At 70.9% G+C, this 13,005-nt stretch carries 13 protein-coding genes and 1 pseudogene; 9 read left to right on the forward strand and 5 right to left on the reverse strand.

What is annotated here, in order from left to right; genetic code table 11:
* Positions 1–67: 67 nt before the first annotated feature.
* The 5 genes from ACPWT1_RS13480 (at position 68) to ACPWT1_RS13500 (ending at position 5,633) form a co-directional block, all read left to right on the forward strand.
* Positions 68–598: a MarR family winged helix-turn-helix transcriptional regulator gene (locus tag ACPWT1_RS13480; RefSeq protein WP_427911685.1), complete on the forward strand. Its 531-nt coding sequence runs from the start codon at positions 68–70 to the stop codon at positions 596–598.
* Complete coding sequence (locus ACPWT1_RS13485; RefSeq protein ID WP_427911686.1) at positions 595–2,043, forward strand: efflux transporter outer membrane subunit; 1,449 nt, start codon at positions 595–597, stop codon at positions 2,041–2,043. Before ACPWT1_RS13480 ends, ACPWT1_RS13485 begins: the two co-directional genes overlap by 4 nt.
* 23 nt (positions 2,044–2,066) lie before the next feature.
* Positions 2,067–3,389 (forward strand): efflux RND transporter periplasmic adaptor subunit, encoded by a 1,323-nt coding sequence (locus ACPWT1_RS13490; RefSeq protein ID WP_427911687.1) that lies wholly within the window; start codon positions 2,067–2,069, stop codon positions 3,387–3,389.
* Positions 3,389–4,951: a DHA2 family efflux MFS transporter permease subunit gene (locus ACPWT1_RS13495; protein ID WP_427911688.1), complete on the forward strand. Its 1,563-nt coding sequence runs from the start codon at positions 3,389–3,391 to the stop codon at positions 4,949–4,951. The genes ACPWT1_RS13490 and ACPWT1_RS13495 overlap by 1 nt, the downstream gene beginning before the upstream one ends.
* A 127-nt stretch (positions 4,952–5,078) precedes the next feature.
* Positions 5,079–5,633 (forward strand): hypothetical protein, encoded by a 555-nt coding sequence (locus ACPWT1_RS13500; protein ID WP_427911689.1) that lies wholly within the window; start codon positions 5,079–5,081, stop codon positions 5,631–5,633.
* Positions 5,634–5,649: 16 nt separating this feature from the next.
* On the opposite strand, the gene ACPWT1_RS13505 is transcribed toward ACPWT1_RS13500, so the two are convergent.
* On the reverse strand, positions 5,650–6,777 hold the full coding sequence (locus ACPWT1_RS13505) for a lipocalin-like domain-containing protein (protein ID WP_427911690.1): 1,128 nt from the start codon (positions 6,775–6,777) through the stop codon (positions 5,650–5,652).
* A complete protein-coding gene (locus ACPWT1_RS13510) occupies positions 6,777–9,302 on the reverse strand; it encodes an ABC transporter permease (protein ID WP_427911691.1) in 2,526 nt (841 codons plus the stop codon). Before ACPWT1_RS13510 ends, ACPWT1_RS13505 begins: the two co-directional genes overlap by 1 nt.
* Positions 9,303–9,347: 45 nt before the next feature.
* Here ACPWT1_RS13510 and ACPWT1_RS13515 point away from each other — a divergent pair.
* A pseudogene (locus ACPWT1_RS13515) lies at positions 9,348–9,515 on the forward strand (GNAT family N-acetyltransferase, cg3035/Rv0428c family); the annotation flags it as partial.
* A 263-nt stretch (positions 9,516–9,778) separates the two neighbouring features.
* The gene (locus tag ACPWT1_RS13520) at positions 9,779–10,087 is read left to right on the forward strand and encodes a GNAT family N-acetyltransferase (protein ID WP_427911692.1); all 309 of its coding nucleotides are present in this window, start codon (positions 9,779–9,781) and stop codon (positions 10,085–10,087) included.
* A gap of 25 nt (positions 10,088–10,112) precedes the next feature.
* On the opposite strand, the gene ACPWT1_RS13525 is transcribed toward ACPWT1_RS13520, so the two are convergent.
* A complete protein-coding gene (locus ACPWT1_RS13525; RefSeq protein WP_427911693.1) occupies positions 10,113–10,604 on the reverse strand; it encodes a hemerythrin domain-containing protein in 492 nt (163 codons plus the stop codon).
* Positions 10,605–10,891: 287 nt separating this feature from the next.
* Here ACPWT1_RS13525 and ACPWT1_RS13530 point away from each other — a divergent pair, with 287 nt between their 5' ends.
* Together ACPWT1_RS13530 and ACPWT1_RS13535 are read left to right on the forward strand one after the other, a co-directional pair.
* Entirely contained in the window at positions 10,892–11,089 is a 198-nt protein-coding gene (locus tag ACPWT1_RS13530) for a ribbon-helix-helix protein, CopG family (protein ID WP_427911694.1), read from the forward strand.
* 127 nt (positions 11,090–11,216) lie between these two features.
* The gene (locus ACPWT1_RS13535) at positions 11,217–11,402 is read left to right on the forward strand and encodes a CopG family transcriptional regulator (protein WP_427911695.1); all 186 of its coding nucleotides are present in this window, start codon (positions 11,217–11,219) and stop codon (positions 11,400–11,402) included.
* Positions 11,403–11,424: 22 nt separating this feature from the next.
* Here the strand turns inward: ACPWT1_RS13535 and ACPWT1_RS13540 are convergent, their stop codons facing one another.
* Together ACPWT1_RS13540 and miaA are read right to left on the reverse strand one after the other, a co-directional pair.
* On the reverse strand, positions 11,425–12,084 hold the full coding sequence (locus ACPWT1_RS13540; RefSeq protein WP_427911696.1) for an ABC transporter ATP-binding protein: 660 nt from the start codon (positions 12,082–12,084) through the stop codon (positions 11,425–11,427).
* The gene (gene miaA / locus ACPWT1_RS13545; protein WP_427911697.1) at positions 12,081–12,992 is read right to left on the reverse strand and encodes a tRNA (adenosine(37)-N6)-dimethylallyltransferase MiaA; all 912 of its coding nucleotides are present in this window, start codon (positions 12,990–12,992) and stop codon (positions 12,081–12,083) included. The genes ACPWT1_RS13540 and miaA overlap by 4 nt, the downstream gene beginning before the upstream one ends.
* Positions 12,993–13,005 lie beyond the last annotated feature (13 nt).

The following is a 13,005-nucleotide window of genomic DNA, read 5'->3' on the forward strand; positions in this document are numbered from 1 at the left end:
TAGACCAAAGCATGCATGGGCAAAGGTGGCCTTGACAATGATTGTCTAGGCAACTATTATCTCAGGCATGGACACAGACACTCCCGCCAAGCCGGCCCGGCGTGCGAAGCCCCAGCGCGAGCCGCAGGGCTTCTACCGGCCCGAGCAGTACCGGCCGGACGACAGCGTCGCCTACCTCATGCGCCGGCTGATCACCAGCTTTGCGTCGGAGGTGCAGCACGAACTCGATCCGCGTGGACTGACGAACGCGCAGTGGGTGCCGATCTACAAGATGTCCATGGGACAGGGCACCACGCCCGCCGAACTGGCCCGCCACTGCCAGCTCGACGCGGGTGCCATGACGCGCACGCTCGACCGCCTCGAAGCCAAGGGCCTGATCCGGCGCGAGCGCTCGTCCGAGGACCGGCGCGTGGTGAACCTCGGGCTCACCGCCGAGGGGCGCGAGGCGGCTTCGGACATCCCGCAGGTGCTGTGCAAGGTGCTCAACGCGCACCTGGAGGGGTTCTCGGCGCAAGAGGTGGAACTGCTGAAGTCGATGCTGCTGCGCATGATCGACAACGGCCAGGCAATGCAGAAACAGAGGAACGACCAGGCATGACCAAGACCCGCATCCCGGGACGGCTCGGCGCGCTGGCGGCGGCACTCGTGCTGGCCGGCTGCGCCAATTACGCAGGCATCACGCCGCAGGCGACGCTGAAGACGCCGCAGGACGCGGGCGTGCCCGCCGCCACGACGGCCGAAGCCGCGCCGCAGGTGTCCACCCAGTGGTGGAAGCAGTTCGGCGATCCGCAGCTGGACAAGCTTGTCGACCAGGCGCTGCAGGGCAGCCCCAACCTGCGCACCGCGCAGGCGCGCCTCGCGCGCGCGCAGTCGGTGCAGGAGCTGGCCCGCTCGGCCACGCTGCCGCAGGCCCAAGGCTCCTTCGAAGCCACGCGCCAGCACTTCTCCGCGACCAACATCTATCCGCCCCCGCTGGGTGGTAACACCTTCAACCTGGGCACGCTGCAGGCCGCGGGCAGCTGGGAGCTCGACTTCTTCGGCAAGAACCGGCAGGCCCTCGAAGCCGCGCTGGGTGCCGAGCGTGCCGCGCAGGCCGACGTGGAAGCGGCGCGCACGCTGCTGGCCAGCAATGTCGCGCGCAACTACTTCCAGCTGGCGCGCCTGCAGGACCAGTTGCAGGTCGCCCAACGCACGCTGGCCCAGCGCGAGGAATCGCTGAAGCTCGTGAGCGATCGCGTGCGGGCCGGCCTGGACACCACGCTGGAGCAACGCCAGAGCGAAGGCCTGCTGCCGGAAGTGCGCCAGCAGGCCGAGGCGCTGCAGGAACAGGCGCAGCTCACGCGCAATGCGCTCGCCGCGCTCGTGGGCCAGCCGGACCTGCAGCTGGAACCGCGCTCGCTGGCGCAGGCCAAGCCGCTGGCGGTGCCCACTGCCGTGCCGGCCGACCTGCTGGCCCGCCGCGCCGACATCACGGCGGCGCGCTGGCGCGTCGAGGCCGCGACGCACGACGTGTCCAGCGCGAAGGCGCAGTTCTATCCGAACGTCAACCTCACCGCCTTCATCGGCCTGTCCAGCCTGGGCCTGAACCGCCTGCTGGAGGCCGACAGCCAGCAGTGGGGCGTCGGCCCGGCCATCCACCTGCCGATCTTCGATGCCGGCCGGCTGCGCGCCAACCTGCGCGGCAAGACCGCCGACCTCGACGTCGCGGTGGAGAGCTACAACGGTGCGATCCTCGATGCCGTGCGCGACGTCGCGGACCAGCTGGCCTCGGCGCAGTCCATCGCGCGCCAGCAGGCCGAGCAGCGCAACGCGCAGGCCTCCGCGGAAGCCGCCTACGACATCGCGACGCAGCGGTACAAGGCCGGCCTCGGCACGTACCTGAACGTGCTCACCGCCGAGACTTCGGTGCTCAACCAGCGCCGGCTGGCCGTCGACCTGGCGGCCCGCGCGCTCGACACGCAAGTGCAACTCGCACGCGCCCTCGGCGGCGGCTTCCAGGCCGACCCCGAGACGCTGCGCCTCGCCACCCAGAACACACGCTGAACGGAACACGGAACGGAATCGCCATGAACGACGCACAACAGAACGAAGCAGGTGCCGGCCTCGATCGCAAGGCCAAGCGCAAGAAGGGCCTCACGATCCTCGCCGTGGCCGTGCTGCTCGCCGGCGGCGCCTGGGGCGCCTACGAGTACCTCGTCGCCAGCCACTACGAGTCGACCGACAACGCCTACGTGCAGGGCAACGTGGTGCAGATCACGCCGCAGATCGGCGGCACCGTGCTGGCCATCTACGCCGACGACACCGACTTCGTGAAGGCCGGCCAGCCGCTGGTCAAGCTCGATCCGGCCGACGTGAGCGTGGCGCTGCAGCAGGCCGAAGCCAACCTCGCGCAGACCGTGCGGCAGGTGCGCACGCTGTACGCCAACAACGGTTCGCTGGCCGCCCAGGTGCAGCTGCGCCAGGCCGACGTGGCCAAGGCCGAGGCCGATGTGCAGCGCGCGGCCGACGACCTGGCCCGTCGCCAGTCGCTGACCGGCAACGGCGCGGTGTCGAAGGAAGAACTGAACCACTCGCAGACGCAGGTGGCCAATGCGCGCAGCGCGCTGGCGGCCGCGCAGGCCGGCGTGACCGCGGCGAAGGAGCAGCTCGCCAGCAACCAGGCGCAGACCGAAGGCACCAGCGTCGAGCAGCATCCCAGCGTGCAGGCCGCTGCCGCCAAGGTGCGCGAAGCGTGGCTCGCCACGCAGCGCGCCGCGCTGCCGGCGCCGGTGGACGGCTATGTCGCCAAGCGCACCGTGCAGCTCGGCCAGCGCGTGGCCGCGGGCGCCCCGCTGATGTCGATCGTGCCCCTCAAGCAGGTGTGGGTCGACGCGAACTTCAAGGAAGTGCAGCTGCGCAAGATCCGTATCGGCCAGCCGGTGACGCTGACGGCCGACGTGTACGGCAAGAAGGTCGAATACAAGGGCACGGTCCAGGGCCTCGGCGTGGGCACCGGCGCGGCGTTCGCGCTGCTGCCGGCGCAGAACGCCACCGGCAACTGGATCAAGGTGGTCCAGCGCGTGCCGGTTCGCATTGCGCTCGATGCCGACGAGGTGGCGAAGAACCCGCTGCGCGTGGGCCTGTCGATGGACGCCACCGTCGACGTGCACCAGCAGGACGGCAAGACGCTGGCCGATGCGCCGCGCGCCACCGCTGTCGCGCAGTCCACGCCGGTGTTCACCGCCGCCGACGGCGGTGCCGATGCCGAGGTGCGCCGCATCATCACCGCCAACCTGGGCGGCAAGGTCGGCAACACCAGCGCGCTGGGCGCCGCTCCGGCCCGCTCGGCCGCGCCCGTGAAGGCCCTGCCCGCAGGCGCCGTGGCCAGCAGCGCGAACGGGACGCACTGATGGCAACCGCCGGCGCACCGCAGGCAGCGCACCCGCCGCTCGAAGGCGCGGTGCGCGTCTGGGGCACGATCGCGCTGTCCGCCGCCACGTTCATGAACGTGCTGGACACCTCGATCGCCAATGTGTCGCTGCCCGCGATCGCCGGCGACCTGGGCGTGAGCCCCAACCAGGGCACCTGGGTCATCACCAGCTTCGCCGTGGCCAACGCGATCGCCGTGCCGCTGACCGGCTGGCTGTCGCAGCGCTTCGGCCAGGTGCGGCTGTTCGTGGGCAGCGTGATGCTGTTCGTGATCGCGTCCTGGCTGTGCGGCCTGGCGCCGAACATGGCGACGCTGATCGCCTTTCGCGCGCTGCAGGGCTTCGTTGCGGGCCCGATGATCCCGCTGTCGCAATCGCTGCTGCTGGCCAGCTACCCGAAGGCACTCGCGGGGCTGGCGATGGCGATGTGGGCGATGACCACGCTGGTCGCGCCGGTGATGGGGCCTCTGCTGGGCGGTTGGATCACCGACAACATCAGCTGGCCGTGGATCTTCTTCATCAACATCCCCGTGGGCATCGCGGCCGCCGGCGCGTCGTGGGCGATCTTTCGCAAGCGTGACACCGCCACCCGCAAGCTGCCGATCGACAAGGTCGGCCTGGCGCTGCTGGTGGTGTGGATCGCCGCGCTGCAGATGATGCTGGACCTGGGCAAGGAGCAGGACTGGTTCCACTCGCCAACCATCGTGGCACTGGCTGTCGTGGCCGTCGTGGGCTTCGCGTTCTTCCTCGTCTGGGAGCTGACCGACGACCACCCGGTGGTCGACCTGTCCCTGTTCGGGAGGCGCAACTTCTGGACGGGCACGCTGGCCACGTCGCTCGGCTACGGCCTGTTCTTCGGCAACGTGGTGCTGCTGCCGCTGTGGCTGCAGCAGTTCATGGGCTACACCGCCACCGACGCCGGCATGATCATGGCGCCCGTTGGCCTGATGGCGATGATCCTGTCGCCCTTGGTGGGAAAGACCGTCGGCAGGATCGACCCGCGCAAGTACGCGACGTTCGCTTTCATCGTGTTCGGGCTGGTGCTCTGGATGCGGTCGCGGTTCAACACATCGGCGGATTTCGGCACCATCATGGTTCCGACCATCATCCAGGGCGTGGCGATGGCGTTCTTCTTCATTCCGCTGATGACGATCACCCTGTCAGGCCTGACGCCCGATCGCATCCCCGCCGCCTCCGGATTGACCAACTTCGTCCGCATCACCGCGGGCGCGATGGGCACCTCGATCTCGACGACGATGTGGGAGGACCGCGCGGCTCTGCACCATGCGCACCTGGCCGAGGCGGTCAACGCGGGCAGCGCCACGGCGCAGTCCACCCTGTCGGGCCTTGCCGCAGGCGGGCTCTCGCCGGATCAGGCGCTGGCCCAGGTGAACCGGCTGGTGGACCAGCAGGCCTTCACGATGGCGGCGACGGACCTGTTCTGGCTGTCGGCGGCGCTGTTCCTCGCGCTCATTCCCTTCGTGTGGCTCAGCCATCCCCAACGCGGTGCGGGTGGGGCCGATGCGGCGGCTGGTGCGCATTAGGGTTGTTCGCACTTGGCAGGAATACGGTGATCGCGCCCGAGGTCTTTACACAATTGACGTGTACCGGCAGCGGGCGCGTGGAACACTTCCTGCATCGCGTCGGCAGCGACACAGTCGGGAGCACATGATGGCTGGAACGATCTGGACACCGGTGATGGGATGGGTGGCCGCCATCGGCGCCGCCCTGGCGCTGGCCGTCGCGGCGCCCAGCGAGAGCGGCCTGCTCGGCAAGCTTCCGAGCTTCACCGCCAAGCGCCTGCACGACCAGGCGCCGGTGGTCCTGCCGCAGCAGCTGCCGTCGGCGCGCACGCTGGCCATCGTGGTGTTCAAGCACGCGCAGCAGGACGAGGCCCAGGGCTGGATCGACGGCCTGCGCCTGAACCAGGAGTCCGCCATCGCGTGGGTGCGCATGCCGGTCTTCAGCGACCGCAACGACGAGGCCAAGCGCCGCGAGAAGGAAGCCTCGCTGCTCGCGCGCTATCCCTCGCCCGACGATCGCGCGCGCATCATGGCCATCGTCGCCGACAAGGATGCCTTCGTGCGTGCCACCGGCCTCACCAGCACCGACCACGTCTCCGTGCTGGTGCTCGATCGCACCGGCAACGTGCTGGCCAAGGCCCAGGGCGTGTACGACGCCGCCAAGGCGCAGGCGCTGCGCGAGACCGTGCTGGCGAACGACTGAACGTCGCGCGGCGCGCTCACAGGCGCAGCCGCTGCGCATAGCCCGTCATCTCCAGGTAGCCGCGGCCCACGCGGCGCCCGTTGCTGTCGAAGAGGTCGGACAGGCCTTCCCAGTAGATCCCGCCGGTGGAGGCGCGGCTGTCCAGCTCCTGGTCGTCGACCACTGCACGCACCGTGTAGAAGTCCGCCGGCGTGCGCACCATCCACTCCACGGGATACACCGCGCCGGATGCGGGGCTGGTCCAGCGGCGCTGCGGCCGGAACTCGGTCTCGCCGTGGCTCGCGATGTAGGTGCTGCCGCCCGCCGCACGGAACGAGCCGCCATCCCACAGCGCCGATCCATCCCTGCGCCGCAGCTGGAAGGCCGTGAGGGCGCTCCCGTCGTCCAGGTTCATGCCGATCCAGTCCCAGCCCACCGCCTGCGGATCGAGCAGGGCTTCGCTCGCCTCGTGATCCAGCCAGGCCTTGCCGCTGTCGATCGTGAAGCGGCGTCCCTGCAGCACCAGCGTGCCGGCCACCGCCAGCTGCGGCACCGAGTAGTAGTAGCTGGCCTGCTCCTCCTGCGGACCCTTGCGCGAGAGCCCGTTCCGGCCTTGCAGCAGTGGCGGCTGCGTGGGCGTGAAGCGCAGGTCCAGGCCGAACTCGCGGGCCGGCAGCCGCGCGGCGTACGGGCCGGCGGGCGCGCGCACCAGCTGCCAGTCACGCAGCTTTACGCGGGTGTCGGTGGTGTCGGCCTGCGCCACGCCGAATCCTTCGCGGGCGATGCGCTGGTCGTGCCACAGGCGCCGCCCCTGCACGTCGGTCAGGGCCGCATGCGCGAACAGCAGCTGCCTGGCCGCGAACTTCGAGTGCAACGGCTGCGCCTCGTCGACACGGGTGCGGAAGAACGTCAACTGGAAGCCGAACTCGCGCCCCTGCGACTGCGCAAAGCCGGTCACGTACCACCACTCGGTGCGCAGGTCGGGATGGGCGCCGAAGTCGCGCGGGAACACCAGCGTGCGTTGGGGCAGGGCCAGGGCTGCAAGAAGCGGACTCCCAAACGCAGAGGACGCAGAGGCACGCAGAAGTCGCAGAAGAAATGCACGAGAACGCGGGGCACTGCTCGCGAGCAGCGGTAGCGCCGAGAGGAAGGGCCGCCGCCGCATCACCAGTCCTCCTTGACTGCCAGCACGGCGTCGCGGCCCGCGGCTGCGCGGCCCGCGAGCCATGCGGTCACCGTGCCTGCGGCGATGACCGCCAGGCACAGCGCCAGCAGGCGCAGCCACGGCACCAGCAGGTCCATGGTCCAGTGGAAGCTCTGGGGATTGACGACGTGCACCAGCACCACCGACACGCCGAGTCCCAGCGCCACGCCGGCCAGGGCGCCGATGGACGTCCACGCCGCGCCTTCGCCGGCGACCACCGCCAGGATCTGCGACCGCGTCAGACCCAGGTGCGCGAGCAGCCCGAACTCCTTGCGACGCGCGAGCACCTGCGCGCTGAAGCTCGCCGCCACGCCGAACAGCCCGATGCCGATCGCCACCGCCTGCAGCCAGTAGGTGACGGCGAAGCTGCGATCGAACACGCGCAGCGAGGCCGCGCGGATCTCGCGCGCCGACGCGAATTCCAGCAGCGGCGCGGCGCTGCCCGCCGCGTCGCGCAAGACGGCTTGGACCTGCGCGGGCTGCGCGTCGGCAGTCAGCCAGAGCGCAAGGTCGTTGGCGCGCGCGTCGCCGGTCAGACCTTCGTAGTCGCGACGGTCCAGCAGCAACGCACCGGTCTGCCGCACGTAGTCGCGCCAGATGCCGGCCACGACGAACCGGCTCCCGCCCGCCGTTGACAGGCCGAGCGCCGCGTCCAGCTGCGGCAAGGGCTTTCCGGGCAGGGCGCCGTACAGGTCGCGCATCGCCTCGCTCGCATACACGGCGATGCGGCCGGCGGGCACGGCGTGCAGTGCGCCCACCAGCGGCAGGTCGCGCGCGGGATGCTCGATCGCGCGCGCGAGCAGCACCACGGGCGGCCGCGCCGGATCGAACTGCAGCGGACGCACGCGCTGCGTGGCCGCGCGCGCGACGCCGGGCGTGGCCACCGCACGCGCCACCAGCGCCGGATCGAGGAACGCCGTGTCGCCGGCGGCGACGCTCCCCGCCGTGCGCACGTACAGGTCGGCCGGCAGCAGCACGTCGAGCCAGCGGTCGACCGAGTCGCGGAAGCTCGCCACCATCACCGTGAGCGCGACCGCGAGGGCCAGCGCGGCGACAACGCCGCTCACGGCAACGGCCGCCGATTCGCGCACGCGCCGCGCGCGCTCGACGGCCAGCAGCGGCAGCAGCCGGTGCGCGATGCGCGGCGCGACGCGGTCGTACAGCAGGCCGACAGCGGGCGGCAGCGACGCGATGCCCCCCACCAGCAGCAGGCCCACCGACACATACGCCGCGAGCGGCAGCCCCGCGATCGGCGGCAAGGCAGCGCACAGGCCTGCGGCCGCGAGCAAGGCCGGACCGAACCATCGCTGCCGTCCATGCGGCGTGTCCGCACGCAAGCCCTTCAGCGAGGCCGCAAGCGGCAGGCGTTCGGCCGCGCGCGCGGGCACCCAGCCGCCGACCACCGCGGCGAGCACGCCCAGCGCGCCGTACACGAGTGCCGACGGCGTGCTCCACTGCAGGCGCGGCGTCACGCCCTGGAAGTAGCCGCCGCCCAGGTCGCCGCCGAGCAGCGTGAGCGCGACGTCGGCGAGCGCCGCGCCCAATGCGACGCCGGCGGCGCTGCCCACGAGCCCGAGCGCGGCCGATTCGGCCAGCACCAGCGCGCGCCGCCGCGGCGCGTCCAGGCCCAGCACCCCGAGCAACGCGAATTGCTGCGAGCGCCGCGCGACGCTTAGCGACAGCACCGAGAACACCAGGAACGCGCCCGTGAAGAGCGCCACGAGCGCCAGCACGATGAGGTTCACGCGGTAGGCGCGCGACAGGTTGCCGATTCGCTGCGTCGCGTCGCCCGGCTGCGCCGCCAGCACGTCGGCGGGCATGGCCATGCGGCGCAGCCATGCGGCGCGATCGACACCGGGCTTCAGCTTGACGTCGATGCGCGAGAGCGAGCCGTCGCGCCCGAACAGGTCCTGCGCGGCGCCGATGTCCAGCACCGCCAGCGGGGATCCCGCGGCGGTCACGCTGCCGGCCACGCGCACATCGGCCAGCGAGAGCCCAACCTGCAACTGGAGGCGATCGCCGGGCAGGCGCTCGTGCGCCGCCGCGTTCAGGAACACGGTGGCCGGCGCGAACAGCGAGAGCCGATCGTCCGCGCGCCCTGGCAGCGGCACCAGCGCCGGCGCGAGCGCTCCGGCGCTGAGCGGGTCCACGCCGAGGACGCGCAGCGGAACGCGCTGTCCGTCCGGTGCGAGGGCGTTCGTGGCCAGCTCCAGCACCGGGCTGGCGATCGCAACGTCGGCATCCGTCGCGACGCGCGCGAACAGCGCCTCGTCGAAGCCGCCCTGCGCAGCGCGAAGCTCCACGTCCGGCTGGCCGTTGACGGCGCGCACGGCGGTCGAGAACTCGCTCAGGGCCGACGCGTTGATCAACTGCACCGACAACGCCAGCGCCACCCCCAGCATCACGGCGGCGATCGCTGCCAGGCTGCGCCACGGGTGGTGGCGCAGTTCCTGCCAGGACAGGGTGCGCAGCAAGGCGGTGAGCATCGGGCCATTGTGCAGAACGCGCGGGCCGCACCGCTACGATGCGGCATGGACGAGCCTGCCATCGACACTCTCGAACGCGCAACCCTGGCCGCGGTGCCGCCCACCGAACTGCTGGCGCTGGACGGCTGGCTGGTCGCGCTGGACGCGGGCACGGTCGGCCGCGCGCATTCCGCCGTGCCGACGCGGCACGCCGGCGTGCGCGATGACCTGCTGCCCCAGATCGAACGGACCTTCGAAGCACGCCAGCTGCGTCCCTCGTTCCGCATCCCGCGCGTGCCCGGCTGCGAGCCGCTGCAGCAAGCCTTGCGCACCACGGGCTACACGCCGCGCCAGCCGACGCTCACGCTCGTGGGCACCGTCGATGCGCTCGCGGCGCGAGACCCCGCCCACGCGGTCGAGACCGCGACGCAACTTCCGGCAGGGTGGGCCGACGTGTTCCTCGGGTGGGGTTCGATCCTGTCGACGGCGCGAGTCGCGTGGCCATCCTTCAGCGCGGGCGCGACACGGTGTTCGCAAGCGCGAAGTGGGAAGGGCGTATTGCCGCAGTCGGCACCGCGTGCTTCAGCCATGGCTGGTGCGGCATCCATGGCATGCGCACGGCGCCGGACGCGCGCGGCCACGGACTGGCGGGCGCGATCCTCGCCACCTTCGGCAGGATGGCGCACCAGCGCGGACTGGCGCGCGTGTTCCTGCAGGTGGAAGAGGGCAACGCGACGGCGCGCTCGCTGTACGAGCGCGCCGGGTTGCGCACCGCGTGGTGCTCCGATTACTGGCGCCGCGGCTGAGGGCGGCGCGGGAGGGCGCGGGAGATCAGGCTTCCGCGCCCATCTCCGACATCAGCTCCTCCTTGCGCGCCTCGAGCTCCTCGCGCATGGCGACCAGGTCGAGTTTGCGGGTGGAGCGCGCCTTGGTGAAGATCTCGTTGCGCTCTTCCTTGACGTGGTGGTCGATGTACTCGCCCAGCACCTTGACCTTGGCCTCGAATTTCTCGTCGGGTTCCATCGAGGCCTGGATCTGCGCGATCAGGTCCTTCGCGCTCTGGTGCTCGACCTCGGCCTCGTCCAGCATGTCCGTGTCCTTGATGGCCTCGCGCAGCGCCGGATAGAAGATCTCCTCCTCGATCTGCGCGTGCACGGTCAGCTCCATGCAGATCTGGCGGACCAGGTCGAGCTTCTTCTGCGCGGCGCCCTTGGCTCGCGACTGCGTGAGTTCCTCGAACTCCTTGAACATCTTCTTGACGGCGCGGTGGTCGGCGTCCAGCAGGTCGCAGGCGTCCTTGCCTGCTCGGGCGGTGGTGGGCATGAGGCGCTCCTTGGTGGGATGCCGCGAATCTTCGAAGTGCCGAGCCGGGCACCCTGTAGGAGAACTCCGCAAGCGGCCTGCCGCGAGGCCGACGCACGAGTCATCGCCGCTCGCGCCGCGCTTCCGTGCGCGCCTACAGGTGACTCAGCGCGGGTCGCCGTCGGCGGGTCGAATTGCGCCTGCCTATCCCGCCGTCGCATGCCTGCCTGCTGGAACGCCCATCACCTGCGGCGCGGATGCACCTGGCGTTGCACAGTATTCGCATGTCATTCACCTACGGGTAGAGCATGGAAGACAAGACAGCGCGCTTCACGATCCTCATCGACGCCGACAAGAAGAAAGCCTTCGACGAGCTGTGCGCGTCCCAGGATGTGACCTCGTCCCAGATGATCCGCAAGTTGATCCGCGAGTACCTCGACGAGCACGGCGTGCGGGTCGACCAGGGGGCGCTGCGCACGCGGTCGCAGCGCAAGGCGCAGAAGTGAGCGCGGCAGCTGCCGCGGCCGTGTGGCAGCCGTAGCAGCAAATGCAATTTGAATCGCGCGCGTGAAGGCCGCGCAGGGTGGGCCCGCGATTACAATCGAGTTAACATCGCAGCCCCTTGCATTCCCCATGGATAACAAGACCGCGAGGCTCACCGTCCTCGTCGATCCGGCCAGGAAAGCGGCCTTCGAAAAACTGTGCCACTCGCAGGACATGACGCCGTCGCAGGTGCTGCGGCGCCTGATCCGCGAGTTCATGGACATGCACACGCCCACTCCCGGCGGCGGCAGGCAACCGCGCAAGCGCGGCGCCTGACGCTCCCTCGCGCCGCGCACCCTCAGTCCGGGCGCATTCCTTCCGCCGTCAGGTGCAGAACGCGATCGGCGCGTGCCGCGGCCGGGCCCGAATGCGTCACCAGCACCAGTGCGGCCCCATGCGAGCGGGTCTGCGCCACCAGCACGTCCATCACCTGCTCCGCGGTGCGTGGATCGAGGTTGCCGGTGGGCTCGTCGGCCAGCAGCAGCGGCGGCTGGTGCACCAGCGCCCGCGCGATGGCCACGCGCTGCAACTGGCCGCCGCTCAGTTGCTGCGGCAGCCGCGCGCCCAGGCCATCCAGGCCCACTGCCTGCAGCATGGCCTGCACGCGTGCGTCATCCGGCCGCTGCAGCAGCAGCAGCGGCAGCGCGACGTTCTGCGCGACGTCCAGGTGCGGCAGCACGTGGAAGGCCTGGAACACGAATCCGATGGCGCGTCGGCGCAGCACGGCGCGTGCGTCGTCGGAGAGCGTGCCGAGGTCCTGGCCTTCGACGATCACGCGACCCGCATCCCAGGTGTCCAGTCCCGCCAGGCAGTTGAGCAGCGTCGACTTGCCCACGCCCGACTCGCCCACGATGGCGACGAACTCGCCGCGGCGCACCTCGAGGTCGACGTCGCGGAACACGGGCGCGTCGCCATAGTGCTTGGCCAGGCCCTGCACCTGCACCAGGGCATCCGTCATCCGAGCACCTCGCGTGCCGCGGCCAGCACGCGCGCCGGCAGCTCGGGCGCATCGCACGCGAGCACCCGGCGTTGCATCGACCGCAGCCAGGTGAGCTGGCGCTTGGCCAGCTGGCGCGTGGCGAAGATGCCGCGTTCGCGCAGCTGCGCCTGCGGCCAGCCTTCCTGCAGTGCCTCCCAGGCCTGGCGATAGCCCACGCTGCGCATGCTGGGCAACCCGGGGTGCAGGTCGCCGCGCTCGCGCAGTCGACGCACTTCGTCGAGGAAGCCCTGAGCCAGCATCGCGTCGAACCGTCGCGCGATGCGCTCGTGCAGCCAGGCCCGTTCAGCGGGCTCCAGCGACAGCAGCGGCATGCGCGGCAATGCGCCCTGGCGCGCCGCACCGTGGAAGCCGCTGAGCGGCTGCCCGGTGGTGCGGAACACTTCGAGCGCGCGCTGGATGCGCTGCGCATCGTTTGGCGCCAGCCGCGCGGCGGTCGTGGGATCGACGCGCGCGAGGTCCGCGTGCAGCGCCGGCCAGCCACGTTCGGCCGCTTCCGCCGTGATCGCTTCGCGCGTGTCGGCATCGGCCGGCGGCATCGCCGCCAGCCCTTCGAACGCGGCCTTGAAATACAGCATGGTGCCGCCCACCAGCAGCGCGAGCCGGCCGCGTGCGTTGATCTCGCGCACCAGCCGCGCCGCGTCGGCGACGAACTCCGCGGCGCTGTACGCCTCGGTCGGATCGCGGATGTCGATCAGGTGGTGCGGCACCGCGCGCTGTTCGGCCGCGCTGGGCTTGGCGGTGCCGATGTCCATGCCGCGGTAGACCAGCGCCGAATCGACGCTGACGATCTCCGCGTCCAGCGCGCGGGCCAGGTGCAGCGCCACGTCGCTCTTGCCGGCTGCCGTGGGGCCGGCGAGGGCCAGCACGCGCACAGCGGAA

It is taken from the genome of Ramlibacter sp. MMS24-I3-19 (genome assembly GCF_050320135.1).
Classification (GTDB): domain Bacteria; phylum Pseudomonadota; class Gammaproteobacteria; order Burkholderiales; family Burkholderiaceae_C; genus Ramlibacter.

Excerpts from the sequence above, each read along its gene's own strand:
- ACPWT1_RS13505 (WP_427911690.1), bottom strand. The coding sequence starts at position 6,777 with ATGCGGCGGCGGCCCTTCCTCTCGGCGCTACCGCTGCTCGCGAGCAGT.
- ACPWT1_RS13495 (WP_427911688.1), top strand. The coding sequence starts at position 3,389 with ATGGCAACCGCCGGCGCACCGCAGGCAGCGCACCCGCCGCTCGAAGGC.
- ACPWT1_RS13535 (WP_427911695.1), top strand. The coding sequence starts at position 11,217 with ATGGATAACAAGACCGCGAGGCTCACCGTCCTCGTCGATCCGGCCAGG.
- ACPWT1_RS13500 (WP_427911689.1), top strand. The coding sequence starts at position 5,079 with ATGGCTGGAACGATCTGGACACCGGTGATGGGATGGGTGGCCGCCATC.
- ACPWT1_RS13540 (WP_427911696.1), bottom strand. The coding sequence starts at position 12,084 with ATGACGGATGCCCTGGTGCAGGTGCAGGGCCTGGCCAAGCACTATGGC.
- ACPWT1_RS13490 (WP_427911687.1), top strand. The coding sequence starts at position 2,067 with ATGAACGACGCACAACAGAACGAAGCAGGTGCCGGCCTCGATCGCAAG.
- ACPWT1_RS13530 (WP_427911694.1), top strand. The coding sequence starts at position 10,892 with ATGGAAGACAAGACAGCGCGCTTCACGATCCTCATCGACGCCGACAAG.
- ACPWT1_RS13480 (WP_427911685.1), top strand. The coding sequence starts at position 68 with ATGGACACAGACACTCCCGCCAAGCCGGCCCGGCGTGCGAAGCCCCAG.
- ACPWT1_RS13510 (WP_427911691.1), bottom strand. The coding sequence starts at position 9,302 with ATGCTCACCGCCTTGCTGCGCACCCTGTCCTGGCAGGAACTGCGCCAC.
- ACPWT1_RS13525 (WP_427911693.1), bottom strand. The coding sequence starts at position 10,604 with ATGCCCACCACCGCCCGAGCAGGCAAGGACGCCTGCGACCTGCTGGAC.
- ACPWT1_RS13485 (WP_427911686.1), top strand. The coding sequence starts at position 595 with ATGACCAAGACCCGCATCCCGGGACGGCTCGGCGCGCTGGCGGCGGCA.